Raw genomic sequence first — 18,420 nt, 5'->3', positions numbered from 1 at the left:
TTCACCTCGACTCCCCGTGTCTCGATCCGCTCCGGCCGCCATGATGGCCGGCCGGCCCGTGTCCGGCGTGCGCCTCCGCGGGCGTACGCCGGTAGAAGGCCGCGAGCTGTTCGTGGACCGCCGGGAAATGGGCCGCCACCACCTCCGGCATCTCCAGGAACGTCTCACTGAATACCGCGAAGCACTCCGCCGGGTCGGTCGCCGCGTAATCGTCGATGCCCGGGTCGCGGCCCGCCTCCACCGCGGCATTGATCGCCTCGAAGGCCTCGGTGAAGGCGCGGGTCCAGGCGCGGCGGTCCATGCCACGGTGCAGCGGCGGCATGCCGTTGGCCTCGCCGTTAAGCATGTCCAGCTTGTGCGCGAGCTCGTGGAGGACCACGTTCCAGCCATCCCGGCGGCCCCCGGCCTCCACGTCGGACCAGGACAGTATCACCGGACCGTTGTCCCAGGCCTCACCGGCCAGTGCCCGGGCCTCGTCATGCACCACGCCCGCCTCGTCCATCTCGCGGTGACGTGCCAGGAAGCCCGACGGATAGACGATCACGGACTGCCAGCCACGGTACCAGTCGATATCCAGGCCGAGCACCGGGACCGCTGCGAGGGCGGCAATGCGTACGGCCTGCTCCGGCACGAATTCACCGCCACCGGCGGCATAGAAGCGTTTGCGTGCGAGGAACAGTGTCGCCAGCTCGCGCAGGCGCACGCGCTCACCGGCATCCAGCCCGGCGAGCACCGAATCACTGTGTGTCGCCCGCCGCCAGAGCGCGTCGTCGACGGCGTAGCGGCGCAGCTGGCGACCGCGCCACCAGCCCCGCAGGACCCGCGCGATCACGGCTGGGGCTGCGCCACGACGCGCACGGGCCGGCCCGCCCGCCAGGCGGCCACGTTCTCCGCGGTCTGCTCGACGACGCGCTGGCGTGCTTCAAGGCTGCCCCAGGCGCAGTGCGGGGTGACGATGAGATTCGGCAACCCGGCGGCAATCAGGGGATGGTCCGGCGCCGGCGGTTCGCCGTCGAGCACGTCGACCGCCGCGCCGGCGATCCAGCCCTCGCGCACCGCGTGCAGCAGCGCCGCCTCGTCGACCACGCCACCGCGTGCGGTATTGATCAGGATGGCCCCCCGGCGCATGCGCCGCAAAACGCCCTCGTCCACCAGTCCGCGAGTCTGCTCCGTGAGCGGACAGTGCAGGCTGATCACGTCGCTGGTCTCAACGACCGTGTCGAACCCCACGCGTCCCGACCGCGGCGCCTGGCCGGCCCGCTCCGCCACCACGACCTCCATGCCGAGGGCGGCGCAGACACGCCCGACCTCCTCGGCAATGGCGCCGTAGCCCACGAGCCCGAGGCGCATGCCGTCCAGCTCGCGGATCGGGTGGTCGAGCAGGCAGAAGAACGGCGATCGGCTCCACACCCCGCCGCGCACGTCGTCGACATAGGCGGGGATACTGCGCGCGAGCATCAGCACCAGCCCGAGCACGTGCTGGGCCAGCGAGCGCGTACCGTAACCCTGGCAGTTGACCACGGTCACGCCGTGGCGGGCGGCCGCCTCGAGATCCACGTTGTTGGTGCCGGTGGCGACGATGCACACCAGCGCCACCGCGGGATGCGCCTCGAAAAAGGCAGCGTCCAGCACCACCTTGTTGACCACCACGCAGCCGGCATCGCCGACGCGTTCGGCCACGTGCTCCGGTGGCGTGGTGCCGTACCACGCCATGCCTGGCAGCTCACGCTCCAGGGCGGAAATGTCCAGGTCACCGCGGTCCAGCGAATCGGCGTCGAGGAAGACGGCGCCCTCGCCGGGGTTGACATCGGCATTTTTATGCACAGGTCCCCTCCGGAGGCTTCACGGGTGTGTCATCTGGGAAAAATTTCTTATGTGGAATATAGAAAAACAATTTAAAAACATGTTTTTAAACAAATTAATACAAGCGTGCCCGGTTTTTGATCAATCCAAAAGCGTCTCAGTGACGACGGGGATTTAGATCCCTTATCCGCGTTTCCTCCACAGGGTTATCCACAGCTTCTGTGGAGAACCCGGAAACCGTCCGGCGACGCCGGCCCCAGCGGTGGCACCGCCCCGGACACCTGCCTTCGGGGTGGCGACCGGGCTACCCGCTCAGTATCATCGGTATCCCGCACCAGCGCTGTCCAGCCCCATGCAGATCGGCCCGCACATGCTCGCGAACAATCTCGCCCTGGCGCCCATGGCCGGCGTTACGGACCTGCCGTTCCGGCGGCTGTGCCGACAGATGGGCGCGGGCCTCACCATTTCGGAGATGGTGGCCTCGGATCCGGCGCTGCGCGGCACGCGCAAGTCGCGCCTCAGGCGCGTCCACGACGGCGAGCCTGGACCGCGCGCGGTCCAGATCGCGGGCGCCGACCCGGCCATGCTCGCACGCGCGGCGGCCGACAACGTCGCCGACGGCGCCGAGATCATCGATATCAACATGGGCTGCCCGGCAAAGAAGGTCTGCAACCGCATGGCGGGCTCGGCGCTGCTCGCCGACGAGGCGCTGGTCCAGGAGATACTCCGGGCGGTGACCGCGGCGGTGGACGTACCCGTGACGCTCAAGATCCGCACCGGCGTCAGTCCCGAGCGGCGCAACGGCGTGCGCGTCGCCGAGATGGCCCAGGCAGCCGGCATCGCGGCACTGGCGGTACACGGACGCACCCGCCGGGAGGCCTACCGGGGCGAGGCCGAGTACGAGACCCTGCGCGCGATCTGTGCCGCCGTGGACATTCCGGTCCTGGCCAACGGCGACATCACCACCGCGGAGCGCGCCCGTGCGGTGCTCGATTACACCGGCGCCTCCGGGGTGATGATCGCCCGAGCCGCACAGGGGCGGCCCTGGATCTTCCGCGAGATCGAGCACTATCTGCGCACCGGCGAGCATCTGCCACCGCCGCCGGTCGACGAGGTCCGGGCCGTCATGCTCGGGCATCTGCATGCACTGCACGCGTTCTACGGCCCGCACCAGGGCGTACGCATCGCGCGCAAGCACATCGGCTGGTACCTCTCCGGGCGCCCCGGCGGCGAGGCGGCGCGCCGCGGGCTCGTGCGCCTGGACGACCCGCAGGAGCAGATCGGCGAGGTCGAACGGTTCTTCGACGGGCTGGCGCGCGCCGACGCCGCCTGAAATCGCTGCTCCCCCCCTTCCCGAAGGGTCCTGAAGCGCGCCATCATAGACCGCTTGAAGAATCGTCGGGATCGCCGCGGCGGGCGAACCGGACACCATCGCCGATCATGCAGCACATCAGCAGAGGAGACCTCCCATGCAGCAGGCGAGCGGTCGTTACTTCTCCGACGCCGAGTACGAGCGTCGGCGACGCCTGGTCCGCGAACGCATGTCCGAGCAGGGACACGACGCCCTGCTCATTGCCAGTCCGGAGAACATCAATTACCTCTCCGGTCTCGACCACATGGGCTACTTCGCCTGCCAGCTCCTGATCTTCCCCGCCAAGGGCCAGCCCATGCTGGTGACCCGGGCGATGGAACAGGCCGTGGTACGCGATCAGGTCCCGGACCTGATCCACATCGGCTATACCGACGGCTCCGCGCCGGCAGCGGACGACCCGCTCTCGCTCACCGGTGCGGCGGGCGAGATCACCCGTGAGCCGCGCCGGCGGCCGCCGCTGATGAGCTCCGCGGCGGTGCGCGAGACCGTGCGTGCGCTGAACGATGCCGGCCTCGCCAGCGGCCAGATCGCCGTCGACCAGACCAGCACCTTCCTGCCCTACGCCGTGCTCGACGGGATCATCGAGGGCACGCCGGAGGCGAACTGGGAGGACATCGGCAGCCTGATCGACGACGTGCGCCTGGTGCAGTCCGCCGACGAGCTCGCCCTGACCCGCGAGGCCGCGGCGATCTCCGACTCCATGATGCTCTCGGCCATCGCCACCGCCGGCACGGGCATGAACGCCCGCGAGGTGATGGCGGCGATCTACGACGCCATGTTCCGCCGCGGCGGCACCTATCCCGGCTTCGTGCCACTGGTGCGCACCACCGCCAACCTCGACCACGAGCACGGCACCTGGGAGGACCGCAACCTCGTCCATGGCGATCTGCTGTTCCTGGAGATGTCCGGCTGCGTGCGCCGCTACCACGCCCCCATGGGGCGGCTGGCGTTCATCGGCGAACAGCCCGCCGAGGCGCAGCGCATCAACGAGATCTGCCAGGAGGCGATGATGGCCGCCGCGGGCACCATTGCCCCCGGGGTCCCCGCCGGCGACGTCTACGAGGCCTGGCAGGGCGTGCTCGACCGCAACGGCCTGTCCCACTACCACCGCCACCACTGTGGCTACTCGGTGGGCATCGGCTACCCGCCAAGCTGGTCGGGCAGCGGCGTGCCCGTGGGCCTGCGCAGGAACTCCGACATGAAGCTGCGCGAGGGGATGGTCTTCCACCTGATGAGCTGGCTGCTCGGCTCCGGCCAGGGGGACGCGTTCCTCTCCGACACGATCACCGTCACTGGTACCGGCTGCGAATTCCTGACCACGGTGAACCGCGATGCCTGTGTCCGCTGACGCCCCGGAGCTCCCGGACCTCGAGGCGGTGCGCGCCGCGGCGGCGCGCATCCGCCCCGCCATCCCGCCGACCCCGGCGTTCCCGGCCCAGGACCTCTCGGCATCGCTCGGCACGGAGCTCTGGGTCAAGGCCGAGAGCCTCCAGCGCACCGGCTCGTTCAAGGTGCGCGGGGCCTACAACTGGACGGCGACCGCGACCGCGGAGGAGACGGGCAACGGGCTGATCACCGTGTCCGCTGGCAACCACGCCATGGCCCTGGCCTGGGCGGCGGAGCGCCAGGGGGTACCGGTCACGGTGGTGATGCCCGAGGGCTCCAGCACGATGAAGATCGAGACCACCCGCGCCTTTGGCGCGGAGGTCATCATCCACGGGGACATCAAGGCCGCGGTGGCCGAGTGCCACCGGCTGCGCGAGGAGCGCGGCCTGACCCTGGTGCACCCCTATGACAACCCGCGGATCATGGCCGGCCAGGGCACCGTGGGCCTGGAAATGCTGGAGCAGATCCCGCGGCTGGGGCGGGTGCTCTGCCCCATCGGCGGCGGCGGGCTCGTCTCCGGGCTCGGCATAGCCATCCGCAGCCAGCGCCCGGACATCGAGCTCATCGGTGTCGAGCCCGAGGGCGCGGCGACCATGCGCAACGCCTGGGACAGGGACAGCGCCGAGGCCGCACTGGACGGCGTCAGCACGATCGCCCCCAGCCTCGCACCGGTGGTGGTGGGCAAGTACACCTACGCGGCCAGCCGCCGCTGGGTGAACGACATCGTCACCGTCAGCGACGACGCCATCGCCCGGGCCACGCGGGCGCTGATGACCCAGGGACGGCTGTACGTGGAGACGGGGGCGGCCGTGGGACTGGCAGCGGTGCTCGACGGGGCGGTGCCCGCCGCGGCGGAGGGTGCCACCGCGCTGGTGATCACGGGCGGGAACATGGACACGGCCCAGGCCCGCGAGCTGCTGGCCTGAGCCCTGCCGGAGGGCGCCCGCGGGCGCCCTCCGGGACGGCATTACATGTAGACGCCGCCGTTGACGTTGATCTGCTGGCCGGTGATGTAGTCGCCGTCCGCGGCGAGAAAGACCACCGCACGCGCGATCTCGTTGGGCTCGCCGAAACGGCGCATGGGGATCTTGGCGAGGATCTTCTCGCGGATCTCCTCCGGCACCTTCTGCAGCATCTCGGTCTCGGTGAAGCCCGGCGCGATGGCGTTCACCGTGATGTTGTGCTTGGCGAATTCCTGCGCGGCGCTCTTGGTGAACGCGATGATGCCGCCCTTGCTCGCGGCGTAGTTCGTCTGCCCGAAGTTGCCGGCCTGGCCCACGAACGAGCTGATGTTCACGATCCGTCCGTAGTTGCGGTCCATCATGTGGGAGTAGGCGGCGCTGACCGTGTAGTAGACGCTGTTGAGGTTGGTGTTGATCACCTCCTCCCAGTCGTCGTCGGTGAGCTTCTTCAGGGTCTTGTCGCGGGTGATGCCGGCGTTGTTGACCAGGATATCGAGCTGTCCGAAGTGCTCGATGGTCTTCTGGACCAGGCCGCGGGCCTCGTGCTTGTCCGCCACGTTGCCCTGCAGCACCAGGCACTCGCTGCCCAGGGCCTCGACCTCGCTGGCAACGGCCTTCGCGCCGTCGGCACCACTGTTGTAGTTGATGGCGACACGGGCGCCGAGACGCGCCAGCTCCAGGGCGATCTCCTTGCCGATACCACGGGATCCCCCCGTTACCAGGGCGACTTGGTTATCGATGCGGCTAGCCATGCTGCTCACTCCTTATTCGGCCTGTGTTGTGCGGTCCACTCGGAAGACCGGTTTACCGGCCCATCCCGGCCGGCTGCCTGAGATCGATTGCGGATCCGTGCGGAACGCCCGGCGCCCCGCTTCGACCCGTGGGTCGACTATGCCAGAGTTCGCACCGCCGATGCAGCCTGCACGACGGCGTCACGAAAGCTCCCGTGTCACCAGCGCGCCTGTAGGCGCGCCGGGCGGTCCGCAAACGCCCACGCATCCCGCCCGCTCCTGTCCGCCGCCCGGAAAAACCCGGAAGTCGGGCGTGGATCAGGCGTCCGAAAACGGCGAGACATCCCGCCGCGGGACGATCTAGACTCGCATCATGGAACTCGATCCCGATCACTGCTACCAGGCCGTACAGGCGCGTGACGCCCGCTTCGACGGGGCGTTTTTCGTCGGTGTGTCCACCACCGGCATCTACTGCCGTCCGGTCTGTACCGTACGGGTGCCGCGGCGCGAACACAGCCGCTTCTTCGCGGACGCGGCCGCCGCCGAGGCGGCGGGCTTCCGGCCCTGCCTGCGCTGCCGTCCCGAGCTTGCCCCGGGCGCCTCGCCGCTGGACTCGCCGCGCCGTACCGCCGACATCGCAGTCGCACGCATCGAGGCCGGGGCCCTGACCGACGGCGGCGTGGACGCCCTCGCCGCCGAGCTCGGCGTGAGCGCGCGGCAGCTGCGCCGCCTCGTCCAGCAGGCCTACGGCGTCACGCCGGTGGAGCTCGCACAGACGCGCCGGCTGCTGCTCGCCAAGCAGCTGCTCACGGACACGTCCATGCGCGTCGCCGACGTCGCCTTCGCCGCCGGCTTCAGCAGTGTCCGGCGCTTCAACCACCTCTTCCGCAGCCGCTACCGGCTGACACCGAGTGCCCTGCGGCGCCGCCGTCCGGCGGGCGAGCCGCAGGCCGTCACACTCAAGCTCGGCTACCGCCCGCCGCTGGCGTGGTCACCGCTGGTGACCTTCCTCGGCGGTCGCGGCGCCCCGGCGGTGGAGCAGACCGACGGGGTGCACTACTACCGGCGCACGGTGCGCATCGGCGAACACACGGGATGGATCGAGGCGGTCAACGACCCGCGCCGCCCGGTGGTCCGGATCTCGGTGGCGCCCTCGCTGCTGCCGGTGCTCACCCCGCTGCGCGCGCGCCTGCGCCACCTCTTCGACCTGGACGCCACGCCCGGCGTGATCGACGCCCACCTCAGCGGCGATCCGCGCCTCGCGGACGCCGTCGCCGCCGCCCCCGGCCTGCGCGTCCCGGGCGCGATCGACGGCTTCGAGATCGCGGTGCGCACGGTGATCGGCCAGCAGATCGCGGTACGGGCGGCGACCACGGTCTTCACCCGGCTCATCGAGCGCTTCGGCGCACCGACAGGGACGCCGTGGCCGGACCTGAACCGGCTCTTCCCCACGCCCCGGACCCTTGCCGAGGCGCCGCTGCAGTCGATCATCGACTGCGGCCTGCCGAGCCGGCGCGCCGGCACGATCCAGGCCCTTGCCCGGGCCGTGGCCGACGATGCCGTCTCCCTCGCCCCCACCGCCACCCTGGAGGCAACCACCGCGGCGCTCACCGCGATCCCCGGGATCGGTCCGTGGACCAGCCAGTACGTCGCCATGCGGGCGCTGGCGGACCCGGACGCCTTCCCCGAGAGCGACCTCGCCCTGCGCCGCGCGGTCGGCGCGGAGCGTCCCGCCGACGTCCGCGCCGGCACCCTGGCGTGGCGCCCGTGGCGCGCCTACGCCGCCATGCATCTCTGGCACCGAAGCGCCAGCGGAGGATAAGGACCATGACCCTGCGCTACACCCTGATGGACAGCCCCATCGGCGAGCTCCTGCTCGCTGGCGACGGATACGCGCTCACACACCTGGACCTGCGCGATCCCGGCGATCCGCGCCCGGACCCGGCGGCGGGCTGGCAGCGTGACGACACCGCCTTCACCGAGGTCCGGGCCCAGCTCAACGCCTACTTCGCCGGCGACCGCGAGGGCTTCGACCTGGCGCTTGCCCCGGCGGGCACGGCGTTCCAGCGCCGGGTATGGGACGCGCTGCTGGCGATTCCCTACGGCGAAACGGCGAGCTACGGCGACGTCGCCCGGCGCCTGGGCACGCCGGGGGCGGCCCGTGCGGTGGGACTGGCGAACAACCGCAACCCCATCGCCGTGATCATCCCCTGCCACCGGGTGATCGGCGCGGACGGCAGCCTGACCGGCTACGGCGGCGGACTGGAGCGCAAGCGCTGGCTGCTCGCCCACGAACGGCGCTTCCGCGCCGTGGTCGCCGACGCCCAGGCCGAGCTGCTGTGAGCCCCGGGCGTTGCCCTAGAGGTTGAGGCGGCGGCGCGGCTTGATCGGCAGCCGGCCCCGCCAGTAGAGGATCATGACGAATCCGAAGGCCATGCCGCCGAGATGCGCGAAGTGGGCCACGCCGGAGAAGGTGTTGGTCACCCCCGCGAAGAGCTCGAAGGCGCCGTAGAGGATGACGAAGTACTTCGCCTTCATGGGGATGGGCGGGAAGATGAGGATGACCTGCTGGTTGGGGAAGAACATGCCGAAGGCCAGCAGGATGCCGAACACCGCCCCCGAAGCGCCGACGGTGGGATAGATCATGCCGTTGCCGGCGGCCATGGTCGCGACCACAAGCTGGATCAGCCCGGCACCGACGAGGCAGACGAAGTAGTAGCTCGTGAACGCCCGCGTGCCCAGGGTCCGCTCGATCGGCGTGCCGAACATCCACAGCGCGAACATATTGACGAACAGGTGGAACAGCCCGCCGTGGAGGAAGCCGTAGGTCACCAGCTGCCAGACCGCGAAGTCCGGCACGCGCATCAGCCCGGTGGCGGTGCGCGCGACGTCCGGCGTACCCAGGGGCCAGAGAGCGAGCTGATCCGCCGCCGTCATGCCGATGAGCTGCTCGGCGCCGAACACGAGCGCGTTCACGACCAGCAGCGCGAAGACCGCCGGAGGCAGACTGGTGTCACGTTGTAGCATCGGTACTCCAGGCAGCGGGACGTATATGGTGCGCGCATCATAGCGCCCCCGGCTGCACCGGTGCACGCGCCTCAGCCGCCGCCCTTGCGCCGCTGCTCGCGCTCGCGCAGCTCCCGGCGGATGATCTTGCCGGTGGTGGTCATGGGCAGCTCGGCGACGAACTCCACCTCCCGCGGATACTCGTGGGCGGCGAGGCGCTCGCGCACGAACTGCCGGATCGACTCTGCCAGCGCCTCGTCGCCGGTCACCCCCTCGGCGGGCACGACAAACGCCTTCACCACCTGGGTGCGCAGCGGGTCCGGGCTGCCCACCACCGCCGCCATCGCCACAGAGGGATGGTGCATCAGGCAATCCTCCACCTCCCCTGGACCGATGCGGTAACCCGCGGAGGTGATGACGTCGTCGTCCCGGCCGACGAAACGGAAGTAGCCGTCCTCGTCCACGCAGCCGGTGTCGCCGGTGACCAGCCACTCGCCGCGGAACTTCTCCGCGGTGGCCTCGGGCCGGTTCCAATAGCCGAGGAACATCACCGGGTCCGGGGCGTGCACGGCGATCGCCCCCACCGCCCCCGCGGGCAGCTCGTTGCCCGCCTCGTCGATCACCGCCACCCGGTGGCCCGGCACGGCGCGCCCCATGGACCCCGGGCGCAACGGCATCAGCCCCGCCCGGTTGGCGACGATGAGGTTGCACTCGGTCTGGCCGTAGAACTCGTTGATCGTCACCCCCAGGGTCTCCCGGCCCCAGTCCAGCAGCTCCGAACCGAGGCTCTCGCCACCGCTGCCCACCGAGCGCAGGTGCCGGCCGAAACGCTCGGCGGCGTCGGGGACCTGGCGCATGAGCTTGAGCGCGGTGGGCGGCAGGAAGGCATTGCGCACCCCATGGCGGGCGATCAGGGCGAAGGCCGCCTCCGGGTCGAAACGCCGCGCCCGGTGGGCGACCACCGGTACCCCGTGGTGCAGCGAGGGCAGCAGCACGTCCAGCAAGCCGCCGATCCAGGCCCAGTCCGCCGGCGTCCAGAAACAGTCCCCGGGCTGGGGGAAGCCCTCGTGGGGCTGCTCCACCCCCGGCAGATGGCCGAGCAGCACCCGGTGGGCGTGAAGCGCCCCCTTGGGCTGGCCGGTGGTGCCCGAGGTGTAGATGATCACCGCCGGGTCCTCGGCCCGGGTGGTCACCGGAGTGAACGCCGCCGACGCCCCGTCGAGCAGCGTCCGCCAGGCGTGCATCCCCGCCGGCGCGTCGCCGCCGACGACGATCACCGTCTCCAGTGCCGGCAGCCGTTCGCGCAGCGCCGCCACCGTCTCGGCACAGGCGGCGTCCGTCACCAGCACCCGCGCCCCGCAGTCGCCGAGGCGGTAGGCCAGCGCGTCGGGGCCGAACAGGGTGAACAGCGGGACCGCGATACCGCCGAGACGGTAGACGGCGGTGTGGGCGACCACCGTCTCCGGGCGCTGGGAGAGCAGCAGGCCGACCCGGTCACCGCGCTGCAGACCGAGCCCGGCGAAGGCATTGGCAAGCCGGTTGGAATCCGCGCGCAGGCGCTCGAAGCTCCAGTGCTCGGCGCCGCCGTCGCCGAGGTCGTGGATGATGGCCGTGTGCTGCGGGGTGGCATCGGCGTGGCGATCAAGCACATCGACACCGATGTTGTATTCCGCCGGTATCCGCCAGCGGAATGCCCGGCACTGCGCCTCGTAGCTGGACGCGCTCGCGAGCATCGCTCTCTCCTCCTGTGATGACGGTGGCCGCCCGGGCCCGCGTTGATTAGGATATACGGCCCGTGCGCGCGGGCGACCGGTTTTCCGGTGCGCCCGGTACCCGTCGTACCATAAGCGAGCGCGAAAGACCTTTAAACACTGCCGCGGGCGCCCGCCGCGCCCGCGCCCGTCCAGACCCCGGAGGTTGGAGTCCCCATGACCGACTACACCGAGCTCGCTGAGACCATCGAGCGCATGGCCGCACCCGGCAAGGGCATCCTTGCCGCGGACGAGAGCTTCGGCACCATCGCCAAGCGCTTCAAGGCCATCGACGTGGAATCCACCGAGGAGAACCGGCGCACCTACCGCTCCCTGCTGGTGTCCACCCCGGGGGTGGAGGACTACATCGGGGGAGTGATCTTCTTCGAGGAGACCCTCGGCCAGCGCGCCGACGACGGCCGCACCCTGCCGGAGGTCTGCGAGGCCTCGGGGATCGTCCCCGGGATCAAGGTCGACAAGGGCACCATCGATCTGGTCAACGCCCCCGGCGACAAGATCACCCAGGGCCTGGACGGCCTGCCCGAGCGCCTCGCCGGCTTCCGTGAACAGGGCGCGCGCTTCACCAAGTGGCGCAACACCTACACCATCGGCGGACACAACCCGACACCGCTGGCGGTATCAGCCAACGCCGAGGTCATGGCCCGCTACGCCGCACTCGTGCAGGCCGCCGGCATGGTGCCGATCGTGGAGCCGGAGGTCCTCATGGACGGCGATCACGGCGTGGAGCGCTGCGCGGCGATCACCGAGTGGGTGCACCGTAGCGTCTTCGACGCGCTCTACCGCTACGGCGTGAGCCTCGAGCACATGGTGCTCAAGCCCAACATGATCCTGCCTGGCAAGGAGCGCGAGCGCCTGGCGCCCGAGGCCGTGGCCGAGCATACCCTGCAGGTGCTGAGGCGGACGGTGCCGGCGGCGGTACCGGCGATCGCCTTCCTCTCCGGCGGCCAGACCCCGGCAGAGGCGACCGCCAACCTCAACGCCATCAACGCCGCCGGGGGTGCCAGCCCCTGGTCACTGACGTTCTCCTACGGCCGGGCCCTCCAGGAGCCCGCACAGCAGGCCTGGCGCGGCCACAGCGACCGCATCGGGGCCGCCCAGCAGGCCTTCTACCAGCGCGCCCGGCTCAACGGCGAGGCCCGCCGCGGCAGCTATTCGGCAGACATGGAAGCGGCATAAGCCGGTGGCCGGCGTGCCGGGATACTCCCCGGTGCGCCGGCCACCGCCGTCAGCGTGATCCTGCTTCCCGCATACCGGCGCTCACCGCCTCGTTCCACGCGGTCCAGAACCAGGCCCCGCCCTCTTCCAGCGCCTCGTCCCAGAACGATACCGGCGTGGGTGCGATCAGCTCCATACGCCCCTCCACCTCGTCCTCGCAGCTGCACAGGGTCATACCGAACTTCCGCGCGATCTGGCGCATAGGCCGGTTGTGGCGCAGCGTCGTGAGATAGACACGCCGGATCCGGCGGTTGCGCGCGAAGGTGATCAGGCGCTGGAACAGCTGCGTGCCAATGCCCCGGCCCTGCACCGGCGCCTCGACACTGAAGGCCAGCTCGGCCTGCCGGGGCCAGTCCCGGGCGAGGATCTGGCACTCGCCGGCGGCACGCAGATCACCGCCGACGAAGGCGCCGAAGACGGTGCGCTGCAGCCAGTCGCTGCGGTTGGCGTATTCGATGAGAAAGGCATCGTTGACACGGCCACCGAAGCGCAGATAGCGATCGGTCTCCGAGAGGCGCTCCAGGTGCGCGGCCAGCGCGCCGCGCTCCTGCCAGAGCAGTCGCCGAATGACGACGGGCTGGCCGTCGATGGTGTTCGATTCGTCGTTCACGTTGCATACCCGCTGTGTTGGTGCGGACGATGCGCACGCAAGGGGCCGGCCGCGCTTGTGGCGTGGCGGCGCTTTTGCTGCATCGCAAAAAACAGTATACCAGAGGTCCGGGCGGGCGACGCCCGCCACGCCTCGACAACCAGAACGGGAGAACCTACCCATGCGTTCCGTTTCCATGAGAGCCGGTGCCTTCGCACTGCTGACCGCCACCCTGCTCGCCGGCTGCCAGACCACCGATCCATACACGGGCGAGCCGCAGACCAGCAATACCACCACCGGCGCCGCGGTGGGGGCGGTCGCCGGCGCCGTGGTGGGACTGGCCACCGGCGATGATGCCACCGAGCGCCGGCAGCACGCGCTCATCGGCGCCGGGATCGGCGGCCTCTCCGGGGCGGCAATCGGCAACTACATGGACCGCCAGGAGGCGGAGCTGCGCCAGCGCCTGCGCAACTCCGGTGTGAGCGTCACCCGCAAAGGGGACCGCATCATCCTCAACATGCCCGGCAACGTCACCTTCGCCACGGACAGTGCCGACCTGCGCTCGCAGTTCTTCGACGTCCTCGACTCCGTCTCGCTCGTGCTCAAGGAATATGAGAAGACCGTGATCAACGTCGCCGGCCATACCGACAGCACCGGTCCGGCGGACTACAACCAGCGCCTCTCGGAGCGGCGGGCACAGACCGTGGCGGACTACCTCCGTAACCGTGGCATCAACAGTCAGCGGATCATCGCCCGAGGCTACGGGGAGGACTACCCGATCGCCAGCAACGACACCGAGCAGGGCCGTCAGCAGAACCGCCGCGTGACCCTGGAGCTGACGCCGCTGCGCGCGCAGTAGGCGTACCGCCGGACGGGAACGTCCGGTTTTTTGCGCGATCCCGGGCAAAACGCCGTGTGATGCGGTATGTTGTCGGGCCAGGGAGACACCGGCCTGCCTGCCCGGCCCATGACACGGGCGCACGGCGACGGCGCGCGGCCGCGCACGATCCTTACGCCCGCGGATGCGGGCAACACGGCGTGCGCCCGCGCCCGGGCCGGGATCGCCCACCGGCGCACAGGCAGGGCACCGGCACGGCCGGTGCAGCGGCACACGGCTAGCAGGAGGTGGCCACCATGTATCCGTTCCTCGATTACAAGGTGCATCACGTCATGGTGCGTGACGTAATCACCATCGCCCCGGACCAGCCGCTGTCCGCACTGGATGCCCTGTTCGCGCAGTACGACTTCAACAGCATTCCTGTGGTCGACGACGGTGGCACGCTCTGCGGCGTGATCACCAAGCTCGACCTGCTCGCCGCCTTCCGTTTCGACACCGCGCACATGATGCCGCCCTACGAGGAAATCATGTGCCGTCCGGTGGCGGACGGCATGACCCGGGACCCGCTGTGGGTCCCGCCGGAGCTGCCCCTGACACGGGTGCTCCAGCGCATGGTGGAAATGCGCAACAAGGCCTTCCCGGTCCTCGACGAGGAGCGGCTGGTCGGCATCATCGCGCGCGAGGACATCCTCGCCGCGCTCCACCGCGCCGCGCGCGGCGAGACGCCGGCCGGCATGAACTGATCCACGCCGGGCGCGTCGAGGGGGACGCGCGGGGCATCCACTCACGCGGCAGACAAGGCAGAACCATGAGCCGTGAGCGTCGGGCATACCAGAGACACCCGGTCCAGTGGCCGGCGGAGATTGTCGATCAGGGGCAGAACCGGGTCGCCGTGACCCTGCAGGACGTCTGCGTCGGCGGCGTATTCGCCGCCGTCGACGATTCGGGCGCAGCCGCGTCGCTGACGATCGACGATCACCGCCACGTGTGTTTCTACGATCCCGTCGCCGGCGAGACCCGCGAAATCGCCGCGCGCATCGCCCGCAGCACCCCGGCCGGGGTCGGCCTGGCGTTCGAGAGCCCCCAGCCGGAGCTGGTCGGCACCCTCCAGTCCGTCGCGGGCGCCGGCGCACCGCCGCGGCCGGAATCGCCGGCACCGCGCAGCGGCGCGAACGCCCGGGTCCGCTGGGTCCACGAGGTCTGCCGGCGCCACGCCGAATGGCTATGCAACGAAACCATCCCGACCTTCGCCTCCGACGTGGTGGACGAGCTGTTCAACCGCTCGCGCACCGTGGCCACGACCCAGGAGCAGACGAGCGTCTTCAAGACCTTCCAGATCGTTCGTCGCCAGCGCGAGACACTGCCCACAACCTTCCTGCGTCATGTCCTCGACGGTGTCGACCACCTCAGCGAGGGCAGCGGCGAGATCGACGAGGAGCCCGAGCACGACCCGACACCCGGTGAGCTGTCACTGGTCGACGAGCAGGAATTCGACGACTGGCTGCGCCGCTCCGAGCTCGTCGGCGACGCCGAGCGGCGCAACCGGAATGCGCTGCGCGCGCTCAATCGCCGCCTGAATTACGCCCTGGACGCCTCCCTGGACGATTCGACCAACCCGGTCTCGCCGGAGGGCCTGACCCGCGCCCTCAGCGAGACCCTGGGCCTCGACCGCGTACCGTCGATCGCCGTCCATACCATCTACGAGGTGTTCGGCCAGAAGGTCTTCAGCGCCCTGCCACGTTTCTACGAGCGCATCAACGCCGAGTTCCGCGAGGCCGGGCTGCTGCCCGACGCCGAGAAGGAGCGTCCGGAGATCCGGATGCTCGGCGGCGGACGGGCCCTGTCCGACGACAACGCCCGCTCCGCCGGCAAACGCGGCCGCTCCCGCATTACCGGCCACGGGGTGGCGACCGGCCGCGCGACGGAGGTCACGGAACCGCACCCGACGGCCGCGGCGGGTGGCGGCCACGACGGCGAGCGGGTCACCACCGCCGCGCTCACCAGTGTTGCCCGGGAGCTCGAGACCCTGGCCAACGACACCGGCGGGGCCGGCCCCTCTGATAGTGCCGGCGACCACGGCCCCGCGGCCGCCCCGGCCGACGGCGACACCGGCATCGCGGGACCGACTCCTGCCGCGACGCGCCCGGCCTCGGTGGACCAGCGCCAGAACCTCGCCGCAGTGGATCGCTGGTTCCGCCAGATCCGTGCCGACCGCGCCACCCCGGATTACGTCCGTGACTGGGCCGACGAGCTCGCCGCCGCCGCCCGTCAGGAACAGATCGACAGTGGCGCCTTCCTCGCCGGCGGCACCAGCCCGGTCAACCGGCTTATCGATGCCATGGAGCGCGCCGGGGTGGCCATGAACGTCCTCCCGGAACGCAACGCCCTCGGCCTGCGCCAGACCGTGGACGCGCTCGTTCGCCCGGCACTGGAACGGGGCGAAGCGACGATGGTGGACGACGCCGCACGACGGGTCGCCGAGGCAGCGGCGGAACCACTGCGCGAGCGCGCCCAGCAGATCGAGCGGATTGACAGCCAGCTCGCAGGCCGGGACCGGCTGGAGCAGGCCCGTGAGGCCGTCGACGCTGTCCTCGCGGAGCGTATCGACGGGCATCGCGTACCACAGCTGCTCTCACAGCTGATGACGGACGGCTGGCGGAACCTGCTGGTGCTCGTGCGGCTGCGCTTCGGTGGCGAGCACGATACCTGGCGGCGCTGCGTGGCCGTGATCGACCGGCTGCTCGCCGGACTGGGACACGACGACGAGGCACCGGGCCCGATCCGCGATGCCGAGCGGGTGGTCGAGTACGCACGCTTCCAGCTCCGCCAGTTCTCGCGCCTCACGCCGGGGCTGGCGGACACTCTGGACGCCATCGAGTCGGCGGTGCTCGCCGTGTGCCGCGGCGAGTCCCCGGAGCCGGCGATCGACTACACCGACGCACCACCGCGTCCCCACGGCCCCCCGGAACGCCCGGGCCTGTGGCAGGCACGGGCGCGCCTGCTCGGCATCGGCGACTGGCTGGTCCCCGCGCGCGAGGGCGAGCCGCTCCAGCTGCGCTGGATGGACACGCACCGCCGCCGGTTCGTTTTCCTGGCGCGCGATGGACACACCACCCGGGAGCTGGGGCTGGACGAGGTCGCCAACACCCTGCGCGACGGCTGCCGCGTGGTCGACGACCTCGACGAGGCCCCCTTCACCGAACGCCAGTGGCGCGAGACGCTGGTGCAGGCCCATGACACCCTGATCCGCCGGGCGACACGCGACCCGCTCACCGAAGCCTACAACCGCAAGACCTTCGCGCGGGCCCTGGAGCAGCTCGCGCACTACGGCGCCGGCCGCCGCTACGCGGTGGTGCAGATCGCGCTGCGCGACCTCAATGCCATCAACGAGCGCGCCGGGCGCGTGACCGGCGACCGGCTGCTGCGGCGCGCCGCGCACCTGATCCGCCGTGCCGCCGGCGCCCACGGCATCGTCGCCCGGGTCAGCGGCGACGAGTTCGCCGCGGTGATCGACGTCGCCGACACCGAGGCCGCGGAGCTGCTCACCGAGCGCCTGCGCCGCAGCGTCAGTGCGCTGCCCGGACGCATCCGCGGCGAGCTGGCCGACACCCCCTGGCGCGTCGCCGCCGTGGTCACCGTCTTCGACACCGACAACAGCATCCCGGACCGGCTCCTCGAGCGCCTCGGCGAGGCGTGCGCCCGCGCCCGGGACAACGAGGCCAGCGCACTCGTGCCCGCACCGAGCCACGAGTCCCCGGTGGACCAGGACTATCTCTGCCGGCTCATCGACGACGCCATCCAGGCCGACTCGCTCTCCCTGCGCGCCCAGCGCATCCAGCCACGGGACGGTGAGCGTCAGCGCGAGCAGCGCTACGAGCTGTTCCCCGCCCTCTACGACCGTGGCGGCGAACAGCGGCTGCTGCCCGGAGAGTTCCTCGGTGTCGCCCGCCAGCGCGGGCGCATGCCCCAGCTCGACAGCACAATGATCCGTCACGGCATGGCCCTTGCCCGGCGCCTGGCGGCGCGGGATGGACGCGATACGGTGGTCCACGTGAACATCGCCGCGGCAAGCGTGGATGACGACACCGTCCTCGATACCCTCTCCCGCCTCTCCGCCGGGCGGGAACGCGACGGCAACGCCCGGGTCTGCCTCGAGATCAGCGAGGCCACCGCGGCCGGCCAGCTCGAGCGCGTGGTGCGTTTCCTCGACCGTGCCCACGGCCTTGGCGTGGAGCTGTGCATCGACGCCTTCGGCACCACCCTCGCCGGCTACGATTTCATGCGGCTGCTCCCGGTGGACCTGTTAAAGCTCGACCCCCAGGTGGTCGAGCGCATCGATCTCGACCGCGCCGATCAGGCGATGACCCAGACCGTCACCGAGATGGCCCACCTCCTCGGGCGCCGGATCATCGCCGCGGGCGTCGAGCGCATCGACCTCTTCGACCGGCTCCGCGAGATCGACGCGGACTATCTCCAGGGCTACGCCATCGAGCGGCCACAGCCGCTGCGCTGACACGGCGGCTCACCGACGCCGCCCTGACACGCCCTTGACGACGGCCGGAACGGCACACGGACGTGCGCCCGGACACGCCGCCGGATAACGCCCCGGACCGCGCGGCAATGCTGGCGCGGGACGTGAATTGACTTATTCAATCCCCCGTCGCGGCCATCTATGCTGCAATAACAAACCCCTCACCGGAGGCGGCATTGCCCCCGGCGGGGTGCGCGCGGGCGCTACCGGGAAGA

General features: G+C 70.6%; 15 protein-coding genes. 9 read left to right on the top strand and 6 right to left on the bottom strand.

The genetic code is table 11. The annotated features are described in order from the left end of the window. Position 1: 1 nt before the first annotated feature. The gene (locus ACEZHJ_RS13470; RefSeq protein ID WP_018718926.1) at positions 2-832 is read right to left on the bottom strand and encodes a zinc-dependent peptidase; all 831 of its coding nucleotides are present in this window, start codon (positions 830-832) and stop codon (positions 2-4) included. Continuing rightward, a complete protein-coding gene (locus tag ACEZHJ_RS13465) occupies positions 829-1,824 on the bottom strand; it encodes a D-2-hydroxyacid dehydrogenase (RefSeq protein WP_259201546.1) in 996 nt (331 codons plus the stop codon). Before ACEZHJ_RS13465 ends, ACEZHJ_RS13470 begins: the two co-directional genes overlap by 4 nt. 331 nt (positions 1,825-2,155) lie before the next feature. On the opposite strand from ACEZHJ_RS13465, the gene dusB reads away from it, so the two are divergent. From dusB to ACEZHJ_RS13450, 3 genes are all read left to right on the top strand, one after another. Next, the gene (gene dusB / locus ACEZHJ_RS13460) at positions 2,156-3,136 is read left to right on the top strand and encodes a tRNA dihydrouridine synthase DusB (protein ID WP_375036617.1); all 981 of its coding nucleotides are present in this window, start codon (positions 2,156-2,158) and stop codon (positions 3,134-3,136) included. 136 nt (positions 3,137-3,272) lie between these two features. After that, a complete protein-coding gene (locus ACEZHJ_RS13455) occupies positions 3,273-4,523 on the top strand; it encodes a Xaa-Pro peptidase family protein (RefSeq protein ID WP_018718929.1) in 1,251 nt (416 codons plus the stop codon). Further along, a complete protein-coding gene (locus ACEZHJ_RS13450) occupies positions 4,507-5,487 on the top strand; it encodes a threonine/serine dehydratase (protein ID WP_018718930.1) in 981 nt (326 codons plus the stop codon). Before ACEZHJ_RS13455 ends, ACEZHJ_RS13450 begins: the two co-directional genes overlap by 17 nt. 41 nt (positions 5,488-5,528) lie before the next feature. On the opposite strand, the gene fabG is transcribed toward ACEZHJ_RS13450, so the two are convergent. After that, positions 5,529-6,275: a 3-oxoacyl-[acyl-carrier-protein] reductase gene (fabG, locus tag ACEZHJ_RS13445; protein ID WP_018718931.1), complete on the bottom strand. Its 747-nt coding sequence runs from the start codon at positions 6,273-6,275 to the stop codon at positions 5,529-5,531. A 352-nt stretch (positions 6,276-6,627) separates the two neighbouring features. Between fabG and ACEZHJ_RS13440 the strand changes: the two genes are divergently transcribed. Together ACEZHJ_RS13440 and ACEZHJ_RS13435 are read left to right on the top strand one after the other, a co-directional pair. Further along, positions 6,628-8,076, top strand: coding sequence for a DNA-3-methyladenine glycosylase 2 (locus tag ACEZHJ_RS13440; protein ID WP_018718932.1), 1,449 nt, complete (start codon positions 6,628-6,630; stop codon positions 8,074-8,076). A 5-nt stretch (positions 8,077-8,081) separates the two neighbouring features. Next, positions 8,082-8,597: a methylated-DNA--[protein]-cysteine S-methyltransferase gene (locus tag ACEZHJ_RS13435; RefSeq protein ID WP_163138799.1), complete on the top strand. Its 516-nt coding sequence runs from the start codon at positions 8,082-8,084 to the stop codon at positions 8,595-8,597. 15 nt (positions 8,598-8,612) lie between these two features. On the opposite strand, the gene ACEZHJ_RS13430 is transcribed toward ACEZHJ_RS13435, so the two are convergent. Together ACEZHJ_RS13430 and ACEZHJ_RS13425 are read right to left on the bottom strand one after the other, a co-directional pair. Next, positions 8,613-9,281 carry a rhomboid family intramembrane serine protease gene (locus tag ACEZHJ_RS13430; protein WP_018718934.1) on the bottom strand — a complete coding sequence of 223 codons (669 nt, stop codon included), beginning with the start codon at positions 9,279-9,281 and terminating at the stop codon, positions 8,613-8,615. Between the two features lie 71 nt (positions 9,282-9,352). Then, entirely contained in the window at positions 9,353-10,993 is a 1,641-nt protein-coding gene (locus ACEZHJ_RS13425) for an acyl-CoA synthetase (protein WP_375036616.1), read from the bottom strand. A gap of 195 nt (positions 10,994-11,188) precedes the next feature. Here ACEZHJ_RS13425 and ACEZHJ_RS13420 point away from each other — a divergent pair, with 195 nt between their 5' ends. Further along, positions 11,189-12,208, top strand: a complete 1,020-nt coding sequence (locus ACEZHJ_RS13420) for a class I fructose-bisphosphate aldolase (RefSeq protein ID WP_163138797.1) — start codon at positions 11,189-11,191, stop codon at positions 12,206-12,208. 49 nt (positions 12,209-12,257) lie between these two features. Here the strand turns inward: ACEZHJ_RS13420 and ACEZHJ_RS13415 are convergent, their stop codons facing one another. After that, the gene (locus tag ACEZHJ_RS13415) at positions 12,258-12,857 is read right to left on the bottom strand and encodes a GNAT family N-acetyltransferase (RefSeq protein ID WP_259201542.1); all 600 of its coding nucleotides are present in this window, start codon (positions 12,855-12,857) and stop codon (positions 12,258-12,260) included. A 160-nt stretch (positions 12,858-13,017) separates the two neighbouring features. Between ACEZHJ_RS13415 and ACEZHJ_RS13410 the strand changes: the two genes are divergently transcribed. The 3 genes from ACEZHJ_RS13410 to ACEZHJ_RS13400 all read left to right on the top strand — a co-directional run bounded on the left by ACEZHJ_RS13410 (position 13,018) and on the right by ACEZHJ_RS13400 (position 18,187). Further along, positions 13,018-13,695, top strand: coding sequence for an OmpA family protein (locus ACEZHJ_RS13410; protein WP_259201541.1), 678 nt, complete (start codon positions 13,018-13,020; stop codon positions 13,693-13,695). Positions 13,696-13,970: 275 nt separating this feature from the next. Beyond that, entirely contained in the window at positions 13,971-14,417 is a 447-nt protein-coding gene (locus ACEZHJ_RS13405; RefSeq protein ID WP_163138795.1) for an HPP family protein, read from the top strand. A 65-nt stretch (positions 14,418-14,482) separates the two neighbouring features. Beyond that, on the top strand, positions 14,483-18,187 hold the full coding sequence (locus tag ACEZHJ_RS13400) for a DUF1631 family protein (RefSeq protein ID WP_375036615.1): 3,705 nt from the start codon (positions 14,483-14,485) through the stop codon (positions 18,185-18,187). The last annotated feature ends 233 nt before the right edge of the window (positions 18,188-18,420 follow it).

Source organism: Arhodomonas sp. KWT2, assembly GCF_041949875.1.
Taxonomy (GTDB): domain Bacteria; phylum Pseudomonadota; class Gammaproteobacteria; order Nitrococcales; family Nitrococcaceae; genus Arhodomonas; species Arhodomonas aquaeolei.
This window is presented reverse-complemented; position numbering and strand designations above follow the sequence as displayed.

Coding starts and splice junctions, on each gene's coding strand:
- dusB (WP_375036617.1), top strand. CDS start 2,156: ATGCAGATCGGCCCGCACATGCTCGCGAACAATCTCGCCCTGGCGCCC.
- ACEZHJ_RS13455 (WP_018718929.1), top strand. CDS start 3,273: ATGCAGCAGGCGAGCGGTCGTTACTTCTCCGACGCCGAGTACGAGCGT.
- ACEZHJ_RS13450 (WP_018718930.1), top strand. CDS start 4,507: ATGCCTGTGTCCGCTGACGCCCCGGAGCTCCCGGACCTCGAGGCGGTG.
- fabG (WP_018718931.1), bottom strand. CDS start 6,275: ATGGCTAGCCGCATCGATAACCAAGTCGCCCTGGTAACGGGGGGATCC.
- ACEZHJ_RS13440 (WP_018718932.1), top strand. CDS start 6,628: ATGGAACTCGATCCCGATCACTGCTACCAGGCCGTACAGGCGCGTGAC.
- ACEZHJ_RS13435 (WP_163138799.1), top strand. CDS start 8,082: ATGACCCTGCGCTACACCCTGATGGACAGCCCCATCGGCGAGCTCCTG.
- ACEZHJ_RS13430 (WP_018718934.1), bottom strand. CDS start 9,281: ATGCTACAACGTGACACCAGTCTGCCTCCGGCGGTCTTCGCGCTGCTG.
- ACEZHJ_RS13425 (WP_375036616.1), bottom strand. CDS start 10,993: ATGCTCGCGAGCGCGTCCAGCTACGAGGCGCAGTGCCGGGCATTCCGC.
- ACEZHJ_RS13420 (WP_163138797.1), top strand. CDS start 11,189: ATGACCGACTACACCGAGCTCGCTGAGACCATCGAGCGCATGGCCGCA.
- ACEZHJ_RS13410 (WP_259201541.1), top strand. CDS start 13,018: ATGCGTTCCGTTTCCATGAGAGCCGGTGCCTTCGCACTGCTGACCGCC.
- ACEZHJ_RS13405 (WP_163138795.1), top strand. CDS start 13,971: ATGTATCCGTTCCTCGATTACAAGGTGCATCACGTCATGGTGCGTGAC.
- ACEZHJ_RS13400 (WP_375036615.1), top strand. CDS start 14,483: ATGAGCCGTGAGCGTCGGGCATACCAGAGACACCCGGTCCAGTGGCCG.